The organism is Clostridium sp. K13, assembly GCF_019734195.1.
GTDB lineage: Bacteria > Bacillota > Clostridia > Clostridiales > Clostridiaceae > Clostridium.
This window is the reverse complement of record NZ_JAASHM010000058.1, coordinates 1-15,863: the sequence shown is the minus strand read 5'-3', so window position 1 is coordinate 15,863 and position 15,863 is coordinate 1. Positions and strand designations below refer to the sequence as shown.

The window sequence follows — 15,863 nt, the reverse complement described above, 5'->3', positions numbered from 1 at the left end:
AAACTTATATAATTTTCAAAGAGCGAGCAATTCTATGAAAAATCAAGCTATTTTTTCATATCAGCTTAACAGATTCACAATGATAGAAAATATATTTTCTATCATTGTTTTATGTTAATTTTAAATAATGATACGTTGTTTTTATTACCAGTTTAGGATACAAATAAAAATATATTGGTAGTACTATTTTTAAATTAAAGGAATATACTTAATGATGTAAAGGTATACAAAATGTGGGAGGGATAATTTATGAAAATAAAAGTTACATCACTTTCAGCTGTTAAGGAGACATATTTAAGTAAAAAAATAGGAGAAGATAAAGGATTTAGAGTAAAGTATATAAGAGTAAATACAGATCCTAATAGTTTAGAAAGCTATGGAGAAAAAGAAGACATATTAAGATGCTTAAAAGGCTGTATTAAAGATAATGGAAACACTATAGATTATAATGAAATAAGTGAAATAGTGGATTCAAGTAATATAATAGGAAATAATTTCTGGAATGAGGATGATTTTGAAAGAACTTGTAGATTTGAATATAGGAATTATTTTGATTTCTCAGAGTGTAAATTTAAATATTTATAAAAAATAAGGGACTGATGTAGCAGTCCCTTATTTTTATAAAAACAATACATCTTTATAACGTCTATTATTTATATAGTAATTTTTTAGTAAACCCGTAAAAACCTTTTTTAACTCAATTAATTTTGGAATATTATTAATAATTTTAATGAGTACTTCTTCAAATAATGTATTTTTCATATAGTTATCATCATTGATGAAAATTAGGAATAATTCATAAATTAAATTAGATAAATCTTTACTAACATGTTGTAAAGTGTAATCATCATTTAAATAATTAATAACAGCCTTTAAAGAAGTTTTATCTCCAAGAGTAAAATAGATTAGAGATTTAATAATAGTATCAGGAATTATTATACGGTGATCTATTAAACCTGTATTATAATTTAAATATTCTAGAGATTTTTCATAATCATTTAATCTATAATAACTCCAAGATAAAATAGAATTAATATGTTCAATAAAATAAATATTATTAAACTTCTTAGCCATATTTAATGAGATTTCTAAATAGTGAATAGCATCACTATAATTATCTAACATAAAATAAACTTCAGCAAATTTCTCATATGTATCCATGATACTTATAATATTTCCTTCTGAAACATACAAATTTAAGGCTTTTTGAATTGAATCATAAGCTTTAATAGGATTATTTTCTATTCTATAGGAATATGATAACCAAAAGTAGCAATGTCCACTTTCCTTATAGCTTAAAGCTTCATTTAACAAAATTTTACCATCCTGTTTATTATCAGATAAAATTAATATATCAATTGCTGTATAGAAAGTATATATAAATTTTTGATTATTTGATAATAAATCAAAGGAAGATAAAATCATATTTTTTGCAGTCTCAAATTTATCTCTATTAGGTGTAGATGAGTATCTTGCAAGTTTTGCTAAAAAATAATCAATAATTAAAGGCGAAGATATATATTTATCTTCATCTCTTTCTAATATATCAAAGAGTTTATTTGTATAATCAAATTCATTGAAGTTTAAATTATCAAAGAAATCTTTTAAATAGTTCATACCTTTATTTATAAATAATGGAGAATCATTAAATTCTAGACCAAGTCTATTGAAAATTATAGAAAGAACATCTTCGCTAGGTAATAATTCTCCATTTTCAATACGGCTTAAGTATGAGGGGACGCATATACCTTTTGATAATTGCTTTTGACTAATATTATTATTTATTCTATTAAATTTTATTATTGAACCAATCATTTTTTTATTATTACTGTATGTATCAATCATGTATTAACCCTTTCATTTATAACCATAAAATAAATCTTATTAATAACAATAAATATAAAAATATCATATACCAATTTATAATATATCATAAATGATAACTAAAGTATCTATTAGAAAGGATATTAAAAATAATATAAATTAAGTAATTTAATAATTAAAATGTTAAAACAACAGATATTTAAAAAAAAATGATAATACTATTTAAAAGTGTGAAAGTTTAAAGGAAAAACCAAATCTTAAATACAATTATATATAGGAAATTTAACACAATAAAAATTTTGAAATTTATTGACGATATTTTTTTTATTAGATATAATGTAAATGTAAACAAAGAAAAAAACATAAAAAATTAAATATTTTTCCAGGTGGTAAAATAATTTAATTTAAGTTAATTTTCTTAGTATTACATTAATTTTTGAAACTGATTGGAAACGGTACCTAAAATTGTGATAGGGGTAGACAAGCAGTAGTTTTAAAAGTATAATGGGTTATATTAAAAGGTTATGAAATCAATTACAATGATTTGAATTGACGTATTAATAATTAATTTACAAAGGATTAATAGTTAAATGGATTTTTTAAAAAGTGGAAACGGTTTCTGGTAAAGTGAAATTTGGAATCGATTTCTAAATGCTAATTATAGTGTATTTAAGTTAAATTTTATTAACTTTAAATAAATAGATTTTGAAAAGTGGAGGAGAATATTATGAAAAAACTATTAGTTACATTACTTGTAGCTGCAACTTCAATTAACTTTGTAGCTTGTGGGTCAAGTGATAAGGGAGAAGAAAGTGTTAGTACTGGAGCATCAGCAGCTGATGAAAAAGTAACTTTAAAAGTTCAAGTAGAAAAAGATTGGGTACCTTACTATGAAAAGGTTAAAGAAACAGTTGTAGAAAAATATCCAAATGCAACAATAGAATTTATAGAAACTGGATCATTCGATCACTTAGACGTTTTAGACCAAACTGATGCAACAAACTCTGACGTAGCAGATGTATTTGCTTTACCAGCTGATAGATTATATGGATTAGCTAAAAACCAAGTTTTAGCGGCTATGCCTGCTGATAAAATGGCTGAAGAAGTTGGAGGATTTGCTAATTTTGATAAGGGACTAGGCGGAAATTTTGAAATTGATGGAGAATATTTAGCATTCCCTTACAATATAGAAACTTTAATTGGATATGTAAATGTTGAAAATGCAAAAGCTGCAAATATAGATACAACTCAAGATATTGAATTCACAAGCTTAGGATATAATCAAATTTTAACTACAGTTCATGATGCTTGGTATGGAGTTGCATTTACTAACTCTGCTAAATTTGACTTATTAAGCGAAGACTTAAAAAGTGATGGAATTAAAGAATGGTCAGAGTTAACAGATGAACAAAAATCATTATTTGAAGGATTATATAACTATTGGAAAGCTCACAAAGAAAACAATACATCTTTATGGGACAAGGATGCAGCTGGTGGATATATAGATGAGCAATTTAAAACTGGCGGAAGTGATGTTATAAAGATCGATGGACCTTGGGCAACTACAACAGTAAAAGATTTAGTTGGAGATGCTTCAAATATGGAAATTATACCATTAAGCCAAATTACATTTAACGGACAACCATTAAAACATTGGAAAGGTGGATGGGGTCTTGGAATAAATGCAAGATGTGAAGAAAATGAAGCTCAAATGGAAGTTGCAGAAGCTTTCATTAAAGAAATAGTTAACCCAGCAAATGCTAAAGAATTATTTGAAGCAACAGGTAAAGTATTAGAAAATGCTACTGCTGCAGATTATGAAGGAATAGATGAATTACAAAAGAAAGTTATAGATGCTACTTATACTAGTTATGAAGTTGCTGAAAGTAGACCACTATTCAGTGAATATGGACAAGTTTGGGAAACTTGGCAAAACTCTTTATTATCATGGTCAGCTAAGAACCCTGCAAACGCAGAAGAAGCTTACAAAGAAGTTAAAGCTTCATTCGATGGTATGATGGCTAATTTTAACTAAGATGATTTAGAAAAGAAAAGGGGGACTTAGTCCCCTTTTAATACAATTACCTATATAGAAGTTATATATAAATAATATTAATTGATTTTAAGATTAATAATTTTAAATAGTCTAAGGAGGATCCACATGAGAGATAGTATAGAGATGCCAAGAGGTACATTTTATACAATTGAAGCAATATGTGCAGTAATTCTAATGATCACATCATTAGAAATGTTAATTAAAGCAAAAGATACAAGTTTATTTAATATGTGGTTATCCAATGGAAATTTAGGGAAAGATTTATTGAATCAAACAGTAAACCAATTATATTCTACATATTTAAATGTATGTATATCAACATTCTTTGTTAGAGTAATAACTCCAATGGCAGTAGCAATTCATAGTTATTTTACATTTACAAAGCTTAGAGTAAATAAGATGTTTGTAATAATTTGGAGTGTGATAATAGTAGGAGCATTTGCACTAACGTTTTTAGGAGAACAATATTTTTCAGTATTCTTTATCGGGAGTGGAATTGGTTATTTAGCATTAATTTTAACAATGTTTTATTTAGGGAAGTGTTTAAAAAATGTTAAAAGTTTATAAAAATGAAATTATTCAGAGGGTATAAAAGGAGGTAACAGGGTTGAAAAAATTCAATAAGTATTTATATGATAATATTAATCGAGAGTATGATAGAAGAAATTTATACCTTTATGAAGTTTCGGCTTTACAGGAAGAAATTGAAGCTGCAACTGGTAAGGAAAAACAAGAATTAAAAAATAAATTAAATGAATTAGTTAAGAATAAAAAAGATCATGCTTATAATAAACAATTAGCGGAATATAAAGAAAAGGAAAAGCAATTCCTTAGAGAAATTAAAAATAAGGTGTCAGAGTATAGAAGTAAGGTTGATACTACTTTACCTAAAAATGTTCAAAATTTACAACTAAGACTTTTTAAAGCAAAGGAATTAGTGAAGTTTTATCAAAACTATATAAAATTAACTTATGATGCAGAATTAGTTTATGAGCAAAGTAAGTTAGAAATAGCTCAAATACCACCAGTAATTGAGTTTGCAAAAGAGTGTGCAAAAGAATTAAAAGAAGCACAAAATAAGCTTTCAAAAATAGATAATGTAAATAATGAAAAATTCAATGCAGAATTTAAAGCGTTTAAAGAGGAAGAAAATAAAAAATTACAAGAGAGAATTAAAGAAATTAAGACTAAGTGTAAAGAAGGATTAATTTCAGGACAAGCAAAAGATAACACAATAAAAGAATTAAAAAGAAAATATAAGGAAGTTTTATTAGTAAAATCATTTGAATGTGAGAAAACATATAATGAGGAAATAGTAAAAAATAAGAAATATGAACTTTCTAAAACGGTTAAACAAAAAATTAATACTGTAAATATTAATGTTGCAGATTTAAGAAGAGTTTATCCAATTGAAACAGAAAAGACTATGCCTTGGGTATCTTGGGTTACATTTTTAATTCCAGGTTTAGCTCAAGTAATAAACAAACAATATATAAAAGCGATAATTATGTTCTTTGCAACAATATATATATATTTAATGGCAATTCCTTATTCTCTAGGATATGGAAATTATAAAGGTGATGGTATAGCAGGTCTTATAACACTAGCAGCAGATGGTGGTAGACTTGATAGATCAATTATCTTTATGATTGAAGGTATATTAGCAATCTTTTTACTATTAATAGGAATTTTCTTAATGCTTATATGCTTTAAGGATGCAAATAAAGTAGAAAAAGATACAATCAAGGGTAGTAGATATAAGAGTTGGGTTGAAACTAAACAAACAGTATTTGAAGATGGATTCCCTTATTTAGTTTTATCTCCAGCCGCAATAATAACAATATTTATAGTATGCATTCCAGTTGTTACAACAGTACTTTTAGCATTTACAGGCATGGGACCAGACACTCAAGCTAAATTCGGATGGGAAGCATTAAAGAACTATAAAATGATATTCTTAGGCGAAGGTATGATAGGAGCAATATTCTGGAGAATACTAGGATGGACTATAGTTTGGACTATTGGAGCTACAACTTTAGCAATAGCTTTAGGATTTATTTTAGCAATTGTTCTTAATAACGATAGAATTAAGGGAAAAGTATTATTTAGATCAATTTATCTTTTACCATGGGCAGTACCAGCCTTTATTTCAATACTATTCTTTAGTATATTAGCAGCAGATGGAGGTACAGTAGTTAACTATTTAAAAGAAGTCTTTGGACCAAACTTTTCAATAAAGAATGATCCATTTATAATAAGATTAACATTAATTTGTATACAAGCTTGGCTTGGTAGTGCATATATATTCTTACTATCCACTGGTGTACTTCAATCTATAAATGCAGAGTTATATGAAGCAGCAGATATAGATGGAGCAACAAGCTTTAAGAAATTAAGTAAGATAACAGTACCATTAGTACTATTCCAAACAGCACCACTTTTAGTTGGACAATATACATTTAACTTTAATAATTTCAGCATTATAGCTTTATTTAATAATGGAGGACCATTTGATCCAAGTAAATATGGTAATTTAGCAGGTTCATCAGACCTTTTAATATCTTATATATTTAAATTAACAATGAATAGTCAATATCAAGCTATAGGGGCAACAATTACTGTTATTATTTCTGTAGCGCTTATGATAATTGCATATATAGGATATAAAAATACAGATGCATTTAAGAGGGGGTAGGAATGATGAGTATATTTAAAAAGAAAAAAAATGATTTATATCTTTCTGATAAGCAACCTCTTACTGTTGGAGGAAAAATTGCACTTGGTGTATCATATGCCTTCTTAATATTATGGGCAGTGATGGTAATAGTGCCAATAGCACAAATAGTAATATCATCATTCAATGGAGCACAAGCAAATAGGCTTATAATTGGTGGAGAATTTAGTTTCTCATTTAAGCACTTTGAAACATTATTTAAAGATACACTTTATTTAAAATGGATGGGTAATACTTTATTTGTAAGTATTGCGACAGCAGTCTTAGTAATATTAATAGTTTCATTTACTGGATATGCTTATTCAAGATATAGGTTTAAAGGAAAAAAAGCATCACTTATGACAGTTATGCTTATACAAACAATACCAACATTCGTTGGAATCACAGCATATTTCACAATGTATTCTATTGCATCAGATATTATGCCTGGTTTTACAAGACAAATGATGCTTATACTTATATATGCAGGTGGAGGTATAGCAGGTAATACTATTATCTTAAAAGGATATTTAGATTCAATATCTACAGAGCTAGATGATGCAGCTAAGATAGATGGATGTTCTAGTATGAAGATATACAGACTTATCATTATGCCAATTGCAAGACCAATGCTTGCAATAATAGGTTTATGGTCATTCATAGGACCATTTGGTGATTACTTATTACCAAAGGTATTATTAAATTCATCATCTGATTATACATTAGCTGCAGGACTACAAACTCTTATAACAGATGAGCGTACAATTAATCAACCAGCCTTTACAGCAGGAGCACTTTTAACGGCAATACCTATAGTAATATTATTCGTTGTATTACAAAAACAATTAGTATCAGGTCTTTCAAATGGGGCTACAAAAGGATAGGATAGGAGATAGTAGATATGAAGGTAACATTAAATAATATAGGAAAGAAATATGAAAGTAGAGAAGATTTTACGTTAAGACATATAAATTTAGAAATAGAAGATAAGGATTTCTGTGTAATATTAGGACCATCAGGATGTGGTAAAACTACATTGTTACGTATGATTGCAGGTCTAAACTCAATTACTGAAGGTGATTTAATATTTGGTGAAAAGAGAGTTAATAAACTAGCTTCTAAAGATAGAGATATAGCTATGGTTTTCCAAAGCTATGCTCTATATCCACACATGACAGTTTATGATAATATGGCATTTTCTTTATCAATGAGAAAAGAAAGAAAGAACATTATTAATGAACGTGTTACTGAAGCTGCAAAGCTATTACAAATAGAAAAATATTTATATTCTAAACCATCAGACATATCTGGAGGTCAAAGACAAAGAGTTGCTTTAGGAAGAGCCATAGTTAGAAAGCCAAGCGTATTCTTAATGGACGAACCTCTTTCAAACTTAGATGCTAAGTTAAGAGAGCATATGAGAGTTGAATTAGTTAGAATTCATAAAGCATTAGGAACTACTTCTATTTATGTAACACATGACCAAGTAGAAGCTATGACAATGGCAACTAAAATAGTTCTTATGAATGATGGTAAGATACAACAAGTTGGTAAACCATATGAATTCTATGAAAAGCCACAAAACATGTTTGTTGCTAAATTTATAGGATCACCTACAATTAACATGATAAAAGGGAAGATGGATGGAAATAAATTCGTATCTGAAGATGGATTAATTTCTTTAACTCCATCAGATGAAGACTTAAAATCATTAGCTAGCTATGATGGTAAGGATGTATACTTAGGAATTCGTTCTGAAAGATTTGTAGGAGATTCAGAAAAAGATGCATTTGAATGTACAATTGATGTAATAGAAGTTTTAGGAAAAGAAAAAACTTTATATGTTAAATTAAGTAGTGGAAAAGATTTAGTTATTACAGTTCCAGGATATCATCCATATGAAACTGGAGAAAAGCATAAGTTTGGATTTGACTTAGGTGCTTTACATTTCTTTGATGCAGAAACTGAATTAAGAATAAACTAGTTTTATTAAAGGTTAAAGTTATTATATATAATAACTTTGGCCTTTTTTATTTTTAGATAAATTCATATTTATAAAAGTACTTATTTAAGAAAATTCGGAATATAGTTTTAAGGAGATATAGGAAGGTAGATAATAGTAGCTAGATTATTTAATAAAATAAAATTAAATGAGAGGAATTATAGATTCTATGAATAACTTTGAAATTTTCACGGGAATATTTGGAGGCTTAGGATTATTCTTATATGGAATGAAACTAATGAGTGATGGACTTGAAAATATAGCAGGCGAAAGGTTAAAGGGAATATTAGAGAAAATAACAAGCAATAAAATAATGGGAGTATTAGTTGGAACTATTGTAACGGCTGTAATTCAAAGCTCTAGTGCTACTACGGTTATGGTTGTTAGTTTTGTTAATGCTGGTCTTATGTCTTTAGTACAAGCTACAGGAGTTATATTAGGTTCTAATGTAGGTACTACAATAACAGCACAAATAGTAAGCTTTAATTTGGAAGTTGTTGCACCTATATTTATAGGAATAGGCGCTATACTTATGTTATCATCTAAGAAAAAAAAGATAAAAGATATTGCAGTTATTTCAGTTGGATTTGGAATATTATTTATGGGGATGGGATTAATGTCCTCATCAATGAAACCAATAGCAGAGTTGGAAATTTTTAAAGAGATAATTATAATTATGGGGAGGTATTCAATACTTGGTGTTTTAGTTGGAGTAATAATGACAGCAATAGTACAAAGTTCATCAGCAACTACATCAATATTAGTTGCACTAGCAGCAGCAGGAACAATAGATATGAAGATAGCCTTTCCAATAGTTTTAGGATGTAATATAGGTACTTGTGTTACAGCAATAATAGCATCTTTAACAGCAAATAAAACAGCTAAGAAGGCTGCTTTATTACATCTATTGTTTAAAATTTTCGGAACTATAATATTTTTACCACTTTCAGTTTATGTAGTAAAGGTTGTAGCGTATTTAACTCCTAATAATTTAGGAAGACAGGTTGCAAATGCACATACTATATTCAATATAGTAATAACTCTAGTAGTATTACCTATATCGGGGTATTTTGTTAAGTTTGTAAACAAGGTTTTACCAGATGAAGAAGAAAAGGAAGTATGTGGTGCAATATATCTAGATAAAAAACTCTTAGAAACTCCAGTTGTTGCAAGTACTCAAGTTATTAAAGAAACTATAAGAATGGCTAAGATTTCAAGAGACAACTTTCAATTAGCAATGAAAGCGTTTTTTTATGGAGATTATGAAAATATAAAAGGTGTATATGAAAATGAAAATATAATTAATACACTGGAAAGAGAGATTACAGAATATTTAATAGCATTATCACAACATAATTTGCCTAAGGAAAATGCAGAGTTAGTCAGTGAAGTATATCATACCATTAATGATATAGAGAGAATAGGTGACCATGCAGAAAATATTGTAGAATTAGCTACAAGTAAATTTAATAATAATATTGAAATGTCTAAACAGGCATTAAAAGAGATTGAAGAGATTTTCGAAGCAACACTAGATTCATTGGATATTGCTATAAAGTGTTTTTCTAATTATGATATAAGTAATGATAAGGTTGTTAATGAAGTTGAAGACCGTATAGATATGCTTGAAAAGCAATTTAGAAATAATAATATAGCAAGGCTAAATTCAAAGCAATGTTATGCAAGTTCAGGAGTTATGTTTTTTGACTTATTATCAAATCTTGAAAGAATAGGGGATCATGCTAATAATATAGCTACAGTTAGAGAAAATCATAGTTATAAGATATACTCTTAGAAAGTTATCTAATAATAGAGAAAATTATCTTTTAATTAGATTATCTATGGAAAAGGTTTGATATAAATGTTGTTATATAATTACTTTAAAACTCATATAAATTTAATATGTAAATGATTTAGATTAAATTTTTATGGGGGGAGAAGCTATAATGCAAAGATTAAACTATTGTTTAGATTGCCAAAGAGTATTTATAGTAAAAGAAAAATGTGAATATTGTAACTCAAGTAATGTAAAGGAGTTAAAAAGAGGAAAATCAGTTAATATAATAGGCAGTAAAAATAAAGGCAGATATCTGAAGTATAAAGAAGGTAAGGTTAGTTTAATAATTTATACAGAAGATAAACAAAAATTAATTAAAGAGTATGATATTAATAGTATAAGGAAAATATTATAGAAAAACACAGAATAATAATAGAAAATGGTGCTATTTTTCATATATAGCACTATTTTTATGAAATACTTAAACAAAATATAAGAATTATGATATAATTAGTATGAAGTGACAAAATTTATAGTTTGAAGGTAGAATATGATAGATAAAATTATAAATTGGTTTATAAGAGATTTACAGAAACATAATAATTATAATGAAATACAAGTAGAGCAAATGAAATACTTTATGAAAGTAACAACATATGAGTTTATTAAATTAGTATTAGTTTTATTAATATTTTTTTTGCTTGGTTTTTTTAAGGAATGTTTTGTAATTATTATTTTTATGATGAGTACAAAGCCTTTTACTGGAGGATATCATGAAGATACTCAAATTAAGTGTTTTGTGGGAACATTAATAATTGTATCAAGTATAATTTTAATATCTAAAAATAGTAATTTAGATATTGTAACCTGCATTATACTAAATTTAATAAGTATTTTTTGCATATATAATCAGATTCCTATAATAAATGAAAAGATGCCATTAACAAAGAAAAAATTAATAAAAAGAAATAGGTATATTGGCATTGTAAATACTTTAGTATTTTTAGTTATATCAATTATTATGTTCAATCTGAAATGGTTTTCCCAAACAATAGTATGGACATGCGTTGTTCAAGTAATGCTTTTGTTTAATAAATATAAGAAAATAGGGGGTATAAAAAATGAAGATTAAAAAATGTATAGGTTCTTTTATATTAATGTTATCTGCTATTATGATAAATGCAGGAAATGCATCTATTGCTACAATCGGTGTTGAAGAAATGCCAGAATCAATTAAAAAATTAAGATAAAGTAGAGATGTACAAATGATAATAAAGATAGCAGATTTAACAAACACAATATTACAGTGTATAATGATTATTTGTACTATAAATTATTGTATAGATGATAAATATAAGAAGAGTAAGTCACAACAGGCACTTTGTATAGCTATAATGGTTATAACTGTTCTAATTTCAACAGCAATAATGGGAAATTCAAATTTAGGAGCTATTGTTATTCATGGTATGTTATTAATGTTAGGAGCTATTGCTTTCAAAAAAGATTCATTGGGAGCTACTATTGCATTTAGTATAATATATTTGCTAATAAATATAAATGTAATAATTTGTGGCAATATCTTTCATGGATATATAAGACCTAATATTAGAAATGAATACATAGAATTGGGTATTGTATTATTTATGTATGTACCACAATGTATAATGACCTATATTGTACTTTTAAAAAGAGAAATAATTTATAAAGCTTATAGATTTATTAGATCAAAAAATTTATCTGCAATATCATTAATAATAGTAACAATAATTATTGATTTTATTAATTTCTTTAATTTAATGATAAATGAATTTGAGGATCCATTATTTAAGGAAATAATATTTATTTTACTAGCTATATTTATGATTGCAATTACAATCTATTTTGCACATATAGAAAAAAAGTCAAAAGAGATTTTACGATTAAATAATGCATTAGAAGAAAAAATTAATGAACTAAAAAAAGTAAAACATGATTATGGGTCTCAGATTTCATATTTATATGGAATGCATCTTATGGGTAAATATGATAGATTAGGTGAATTATTAAAAGATATAATAAATGGACATAATAATATTACATCTGAAGTTAAGATAATATCTAATGATTCAATAATATCTATGATTGTAAATAGTATTGATCATAGAGGAATAAATATAATAGTTGATGAACAAGCAGATTTAAATGAAATATATATGTCAGAAATGGAATTACAAAGAGTAATTTCTAATATATTAAGAAATTCTATTACTGCAATGAATGGTAGAGGTGTAATTACTATTAAAACTTATTATGGATTTAATAAATTTATAATTGATATAAAAAATAATGGATCTAAAATAGAAGAAAATATTATAAATAAAATATTTGAGGCAGGTTTTTCTACAAAAGAAAATAAAGATAAAGATAATGGTTTTGGGTTAGCTATAGTTAAGGAACTTATAGAGAATTACAACGGGAATATCTCTGTATCTAGTAGTGAAGAGGCTACTTCATTTATAATAAAGCTACCATCTAAAAAAAATAGTTCTAAATTAGGTATTTGTTAATAAGGGAATGTATCAAAACTAACAATTAACCTAACAGATAAATTGCGAAGCAATCTATTAAGTGAAGAGTGAAGAAATAAGAGTGAAAAGTTAAGGAAATTATTCAGCTAAGCTGAATTAAAAAATATATATTTTAAGAAACTGCTATATCAGTTTCAACCTTAACTTTTCACTATTCACTCTTACCTTGAATAAAATTGTTTCGCAATTTTTTTTTTTATGTAAAATAGAATTTTCATACATCTAGATAAGTGTAATACTAAAAAGATTAATATATAAAATATGTGACTTAATCACATATTTTATATATTAAAAATGTAAAATTATAAATAAGATATATATAATGTGAAAAAACGAAATTATTTAAATTAATAGGAGGGGTTAAATTGATTAATAAAAAAATGGAGTATATAAATAAACTTTATGAGGCATATCCAGTACTTGCTCAAATTGATGAAGAAAATAAGGGGATATTAGGAGAAAAGGCTATATTTAAAGATCTTTTTGCAGATGAATATTTATCTACAAATGAAGGTGAATGTATAGGCTTTTTATTTGTTATAAGTGGTAGTATAAAAATAAATAAGTTAAATGAAAGAGGAGAAGAAACTAATCTTTATAATATAGAGCGTGGTCAATTATGCCATGAGGCATTAAGTTGTTTTATGAACTGTAAATCATTAAATATTATTGGAAAGGCAATACAAGACTCTAAAATATGTGTTATACCTTTTGATGTAGTTAATAAATATTTATTACAAGATACATTGTTTTTACAATATATTTACAAAGATTTATATGATAAGCTTAAGATTATTATAAATGTTAAGGAAGAAGTAAGACATGAATCATTAACAAATAGGTTAGTAAAATTACTTATTGATAAAAAAAGCAGAAATATATATATAACTCATAATGAATTAGCATTTGAACTTGATTCAGCAAGAGAAGTAGTAAGTAGAAAGTTGAAGGAGTTAGAAAAAAGGGGATATTTAAAATTAAGTAGAGGAAAAATACAAATAGAAAAAGATTTAAATGAAGTTTTAAAGTGATATATTCACAAACTAAAAGTAGTTTTATGAATAATATAAAAGTATAAGTTAGTTAAAAGTGTGATAGATATTAAAGTTTAGTTTAACCAATAAAGTTTAATTTTTATTAATTTAAGTTTTGTAGATAATGCAAAGGAAGGAATATTATGTTTGGATTTTTTAATAGAAACAATGGAAAAGTAGTTAATGTTAATGATATTGATAATTTAATAGGAAAGGTAGAGATTATAGATATTAGAGAACCATATGAGTATAGTGGAGGAACAATAAAAACTTCTAAAAATATTCCAATGCAAACACTCTTAAGTAATCCAGATAAGTATTTAAAAAAAGATAAAGAATATTATATACTTTGCCAATCAGGAGGAAGAAGCTCAAGAGTTTGTAGTGAGTTAAGTAAAGAGGGATTTAATGTTACCAATATTGCAGGTGGAGTAGGATCATATTTAGGAAAACATAGATCTTAATAAAATTAACAAATTTAATATTTTAAAGTTGTGGAGATAGATGATATGGTTCAAATACTTCATAAAGAAATGGTTGACCATGGAATAAATTTAGTTGTTGATGATAAAGTTGTTAGTTTTGAAAATGATACAATAGTATTAGAGTCTGGAATTAAGATAAAAGCAAATGCTGTTGTTATGGCAATTGGAATAACACCGGAAATAGAACTCGTTAAGAATGCAGGTCTTGAAATAGGTGAAACAGGAGCAATAAAAGTAGATAGTAATTATAAGACCAGTGATGAAGATATTTATGCTATTGGAGATGCAATAGAAGTGTATAATGCGCTAACTCATAGCAATACTAAATTATCATTAGCAGGTCCAGCTCAAAAAGCTGCTAGAAGTGTAGCAGATAATATTAATGGAAAAATTACAATTAATAAGGGATATATAGGTTCATCAGCAATTAAAGTATTTGATTATAATGCAGCATCAACTGGATTAAATGAATCCTTAATACAGGCGTTAGGAATGAATATTAAGTATGATAATGTAATAAATATAACAGGAAGCTTTTTAGGATTATCATTTTATGAAGCTTATAATGATAAAATTAGAAATAGAGAATGCATTGTAACTAAATATAATTTAAATAGTATAATTTTATTTATTACATAATTCCTTTCAAGGTATATAGATACTATATATTTCTTGAAGGGAATTTTAATTTATTTATGCGTTAACAAAATATATTTATATAAATATTATAATATAGATGAATTTTTAGGAGGTTATATTTTGAATAAATTCTTAGTGGATGATTACAGGAGCATTAAGAAAAATATTATTTTAGCTATACCTATTTTATTTATAGTAGGTACTCCAATTCATTTTTTGTATAATTTAACTGGTGAAATACCAATGATAGGCGCAATAACTCCAGTAAATGAAAGTGTTGTAGAACATTTTAAATTAGCTACTATTCCACTTATTTTATGGTGGATTATTAGTTATTATATACTAAGGAAAAAAGTAAATATAGATTTTAGAAAGTGGATTTTTAGTGCTGCTATTTCAGTATTAATGATTCCCATTGTTATTACTAATTTTTATTATACTTATAGAGGTGCATTAGGAATTTCATCATTTATATTAGATGTATTTTCCTTACTTCTTGCATTAACAATAGGACAAATTTTAGCATTTCATTTATATAAAAATATTAGGAGTACAAATGTAAAATTAATAGTAGGAATATTAATAATTTTACTAATAATAGTATGTACAATAGTTTTTACATTTTATCCAATACACATACCTATGTTTAGAGATGGAAATACAGGATTATACGGAATATAGAAATAAATTGCGAACTAAAGCTTAAGTCTGCAATTTAAGCCGAATTTTCCTAAAGTTAACGACTTGTAATACAAATTTGTAGCAG

Annotated in this window: 15 protein-coding genes and 1 pseudogene; 15 read left to right on the top strand and 1 reads right to left on the bottom strand. The window is 26.2% G+C overall.

The window, feature by feature from the left end; all coding sequences use genetic code 11:
* Positions 1 to 249 precede the first annotated feature (249 nt).
* A complete protein-coding gene (locus HCG76_RS18065) occupies positions 250 to 585 on the top strand; it encodes a hypothetical protein (RefSeq protein ID WP_221701630.1) in 336 nt (111 codons plus the stop codon).
* A 33-nt stretch (positions 586 to 618) separates the two neighbouring features.
* Here HCG76_RS18065 and HCG76_RS18060 read toward each other — a convergent pair whose 3' ends face one another.
* Positions 619 to 1,845 (bottom strand): helix-turn-helix transcriptional regulator, encoded by a 1,227-nt coding sequence (locus HCG76_RS18060; RefSeq protein WP_221701631.1) that lies wholly within the window; start codon positions 1,843 to 1,845, stop codon positions 619 to 621.
* 706 nt (positions 1,846 to 2,551) lie between these two features.
* On the opposite strand from HCG76_RS18060, the gene HCG76_RS18055 reads away from it, so the two are divergent.
* From HCG76_RS18055 to HCG76_RS17995, 14 genes and pseudogenes are all read left to right on the top strand, one after another.
* A complete protein-coding gene (locus tag HCG76_RS18055; protein ID WP_221701632.1) occupies positions 2,552 to 3,859 on the top strand; it encodes a sugar ABC transporter substrate-binding protein in 1,308 nt (435 codons plus the stop codon).
* A gap of 126 nt (positions 3,860 to 3,985) precedes the next feature.
* Complete coding sequence (locus HCG76_RS18050; RefSeq protein ID WP_221701633.1) at positions 3,986 to 4,447, top strand: hypothetical protein; 462 nt, start codon at positions 3,986 to 3,988, stop codon at positions 4,445 to 4,447.
* A gap of 40 nt (positions 4,448 to 4,487) precedes the next feature.
* A complete protein-coding gene (locus tag HCG76_RS18045; RefSeq protein WP_221701634.1) occupies positions 4,488 to 6,575 on the top strand; it encodes a carbohydrate ABC transporter permease in 2,088 nt (695 codons plus the stop codon).
* Positions 6,576 to 6,577: 2 nt separating this feature from the next.
* On the top strand, positions 6,578 to 7,477 hold the full coding sequence (locus tag HCG76_RS18040) for a sugar ABC transporter permease (RefSeq protein ID WP_260458194.1): 900 nt from the start codon (positions 6,578 to 6,580) through the stop codon (positions 7,475 to 7,477).
* Positions 7,478 to 7,494: 17 nt separating this feature from the next.
* Complete coding sequence (locus HCG76_RS18035; protein ID WP_221701635.1) at positions 7,495 to 8,577, top strand: ABC transporter ATP-binding protein; 1,083 nt, start codon at positions 7,495 to 7,497, stop codon at positions 8,575 to 8,577.
* Between the two features lie 187 nt (positions 8,578 to 8,764).
* Positions 8,765 to 10,390, top strand: a complete 1,626-nt coding sequence (locus tag HCG76_RS18030) for a Na/Pi cotransporter family protein (RefSeq protein ID WP_221701636.1) — start codon at positions 8,765 to 8,767, stop codon at positions 10,388 to 10,390.
* A 151-nt stretch (positions 10,391 to 10,541) separates the two neighbouring features.
* Positions 10,542 to 10,787 (top strand): hypothetical protein, encoded by a 246-nt coding sequence (locus tag HCG76_RS18025; protein WP_221701637.1) that lies wholly within the window; start codon positions 10,542 to 10,544, stop codon positions 10,785 to 10,787.
* Between the two features lie 135 nt (positions 10,788 to 10,922).
* Positions 10,923 to 11,504 (top strand): accessory gene regulator B family protein, encoded by a 582-nt coding sequence (locus HCG76_RS18020; RefSeq protein ID WP_195988161.1) that lies wholly within the window; start codon positions 10,923 to 10,925, stop codon positions 11,502 to 11,504.
* Positions 11,494 to 11,622 carry a hypothetical protein gene (locus tag HCG76_RS19295; protein WP_260458195.1) on the top strand — a complete coding sequence of 43 codons (129 nt, stop codon included), beginning with the start codon at positions 11,494 to 11,496 and terminating at the stop codon, positions 11,620 to 11,622. Before HCG76_RS18020 ends, HCG76_RS19295 begins: the two co-directional genes overlap by 11 nt.
* 15 nt (positions 11,623 to 11,637) lie before the next feature.
* Positions 11,638 to 12,918 carry a sensor histidine kinase gene (locus tag HCG76_RS18015; RefSeq protein ID WP_221701638.1) on the top strand — a complete coding sequence of 427 codons (1,281 nt, stop codon included), beginning with the start codon at positions 11,638 to 11,640 and terminating at the stop codon, positions 12,916 to 12,918.
* A 401-nt stretch (positions 12,919 to 13,319) separates the two neighbouring features.
* A complete protein-coding gene (locus HCG76_RS18010) occupies positions 13,320 to 13,970 on the top strand; it encodes a Crp/Fnr family transcriptional regulator (protein WP_221701642.1) in 651 nt (216 codons plus the stop codon).
* 146 nt (positions 13,971 to 14,116) lie between these two features.
* Complete coding sequence (locus HCG76_RS18005) at positions 14,117 to 14,437, top strand: rhodanese-like domain-containing protein (RefSeq protein ID WP_221701639.1); 321 nt, start codon at positions 14,117 to 14,119, stop codon at positions 14,435 to 14,437.
* A gap of 42 nt (positions 14,438 to 14,479) precedes the next feature.
* Positions 14,480 to 15,004, top strand: a pseudogene (locus HCG76_RS18000) (NAD(P)/FAD-dependent oxidoreductase); the annotation flags it as partial.
* A 213-nt stretch (positions 15,005 to 15,217) separates the two neighbouring features.
* Complete coding sequence (locus tag HCG76_RS17995; protein ID WP_221701640.1) at positions 15,218 to 15,778, top strand: DUF6512 family protein; 561 nt, start codon at positions 15,218 to 15,220, stop codon at positions 15,776 to 15,778.
* Positions 15,779 to 15,863: the final 85 nt, after the last annotated feature.

Excerpts from the sequence above, each read along its gene's own strand:
- HCG76_RS18030 (WP_221701636.1), top strand. The coding sequence starts at position 8,765 with ATGAATAACTTTGAAATTTTCACGGGAATATTTGGAGGCTTAGGATTA.
- HCG76_RS18025 (WP_221701637.1), top strand. The coding sequence starts at position 10,542 with ATGCAAAGATTAAACTATTGTTTAGATTGCCAAAGAGTATTTATAGTA.
- HCG76_RS18050 (WP_221701633.1), top strand. The coding sequence starts at position 3,986 with ATGAGAGATAGTATAGAGATGCCAAGAGGTACATTTTATACAATTGAA.
- HCG76_RS18005 (WP_221701639.1), top strand. The coding sequence starts at position 14,117 with ATGTTTGGATTTTTTAATAGAAACAATGGAAAAGTAGTTAATGTTAAT.
- HCG76_RS18015 (WP_221701638.1), top strand. The coding sequence starts at position 11,638 with ATGATAATAAAGATAGCAGATTTAACAAACACAATATTACAGTGTATA.
- HCG76_RS19295 (WP_260458195.1), top strand. The coding sequence starts at position 11,494 with ATGAAGATTAAAAAATGTATAGGTTCTTTTATATTAATGTTATCTGCT.
- HCG76_RS18060 (WP_221701631.1), bottom strand. The coding sequence starts at position 1,845 with ATGATTGATACATACAGTAATAATAAAAAAATGATTGGTTCAATAATA.
- HCG76_RS18040 (WP_260458194.1), top strand. The coding sequence starts at position 6,578 with ATGATGAGTATATTTAAAAAGAAAAAAAATGATTTATATCTTTCTGAT.
- HCG76_RS18020 (WP_195988161.1), top strand. The coding sequence starts at position 10,923 with ATGATAGATAAAATTATAAATTGGTTTATAAGAGATTTACAGAAACAT.
- HCG76_RS18010 (WP_221701642.1), top strand. The coding sequence starts at position 13,320 with ATGGAGTATATAAATAAACTTTATGAGGCATATCCAGTACTTGCTCAA.
- HCG76_RS18055 (WP_221701632.1), top strand. The coding sequence starts at position 2,552 with ATGAAAAAACTATTAGTTACATTACTTGTAGCTGCAACTTCAATTAAC.
- HCG76_RS18035 (WP_221701635.1), top strand. The coding sequence starts at position 7,495 with ATGAAGGTAACATTAAATAATATAGGAAAGAAATATGAAAGTAGAGAA.
- HCG76_RS18065 (WP_221701630.1), top strand. The coding sequence starts at position 250 with ATGAAAATAAAAGTTACATCACTTTCAGCTGTTAAGGAGACATATTTA.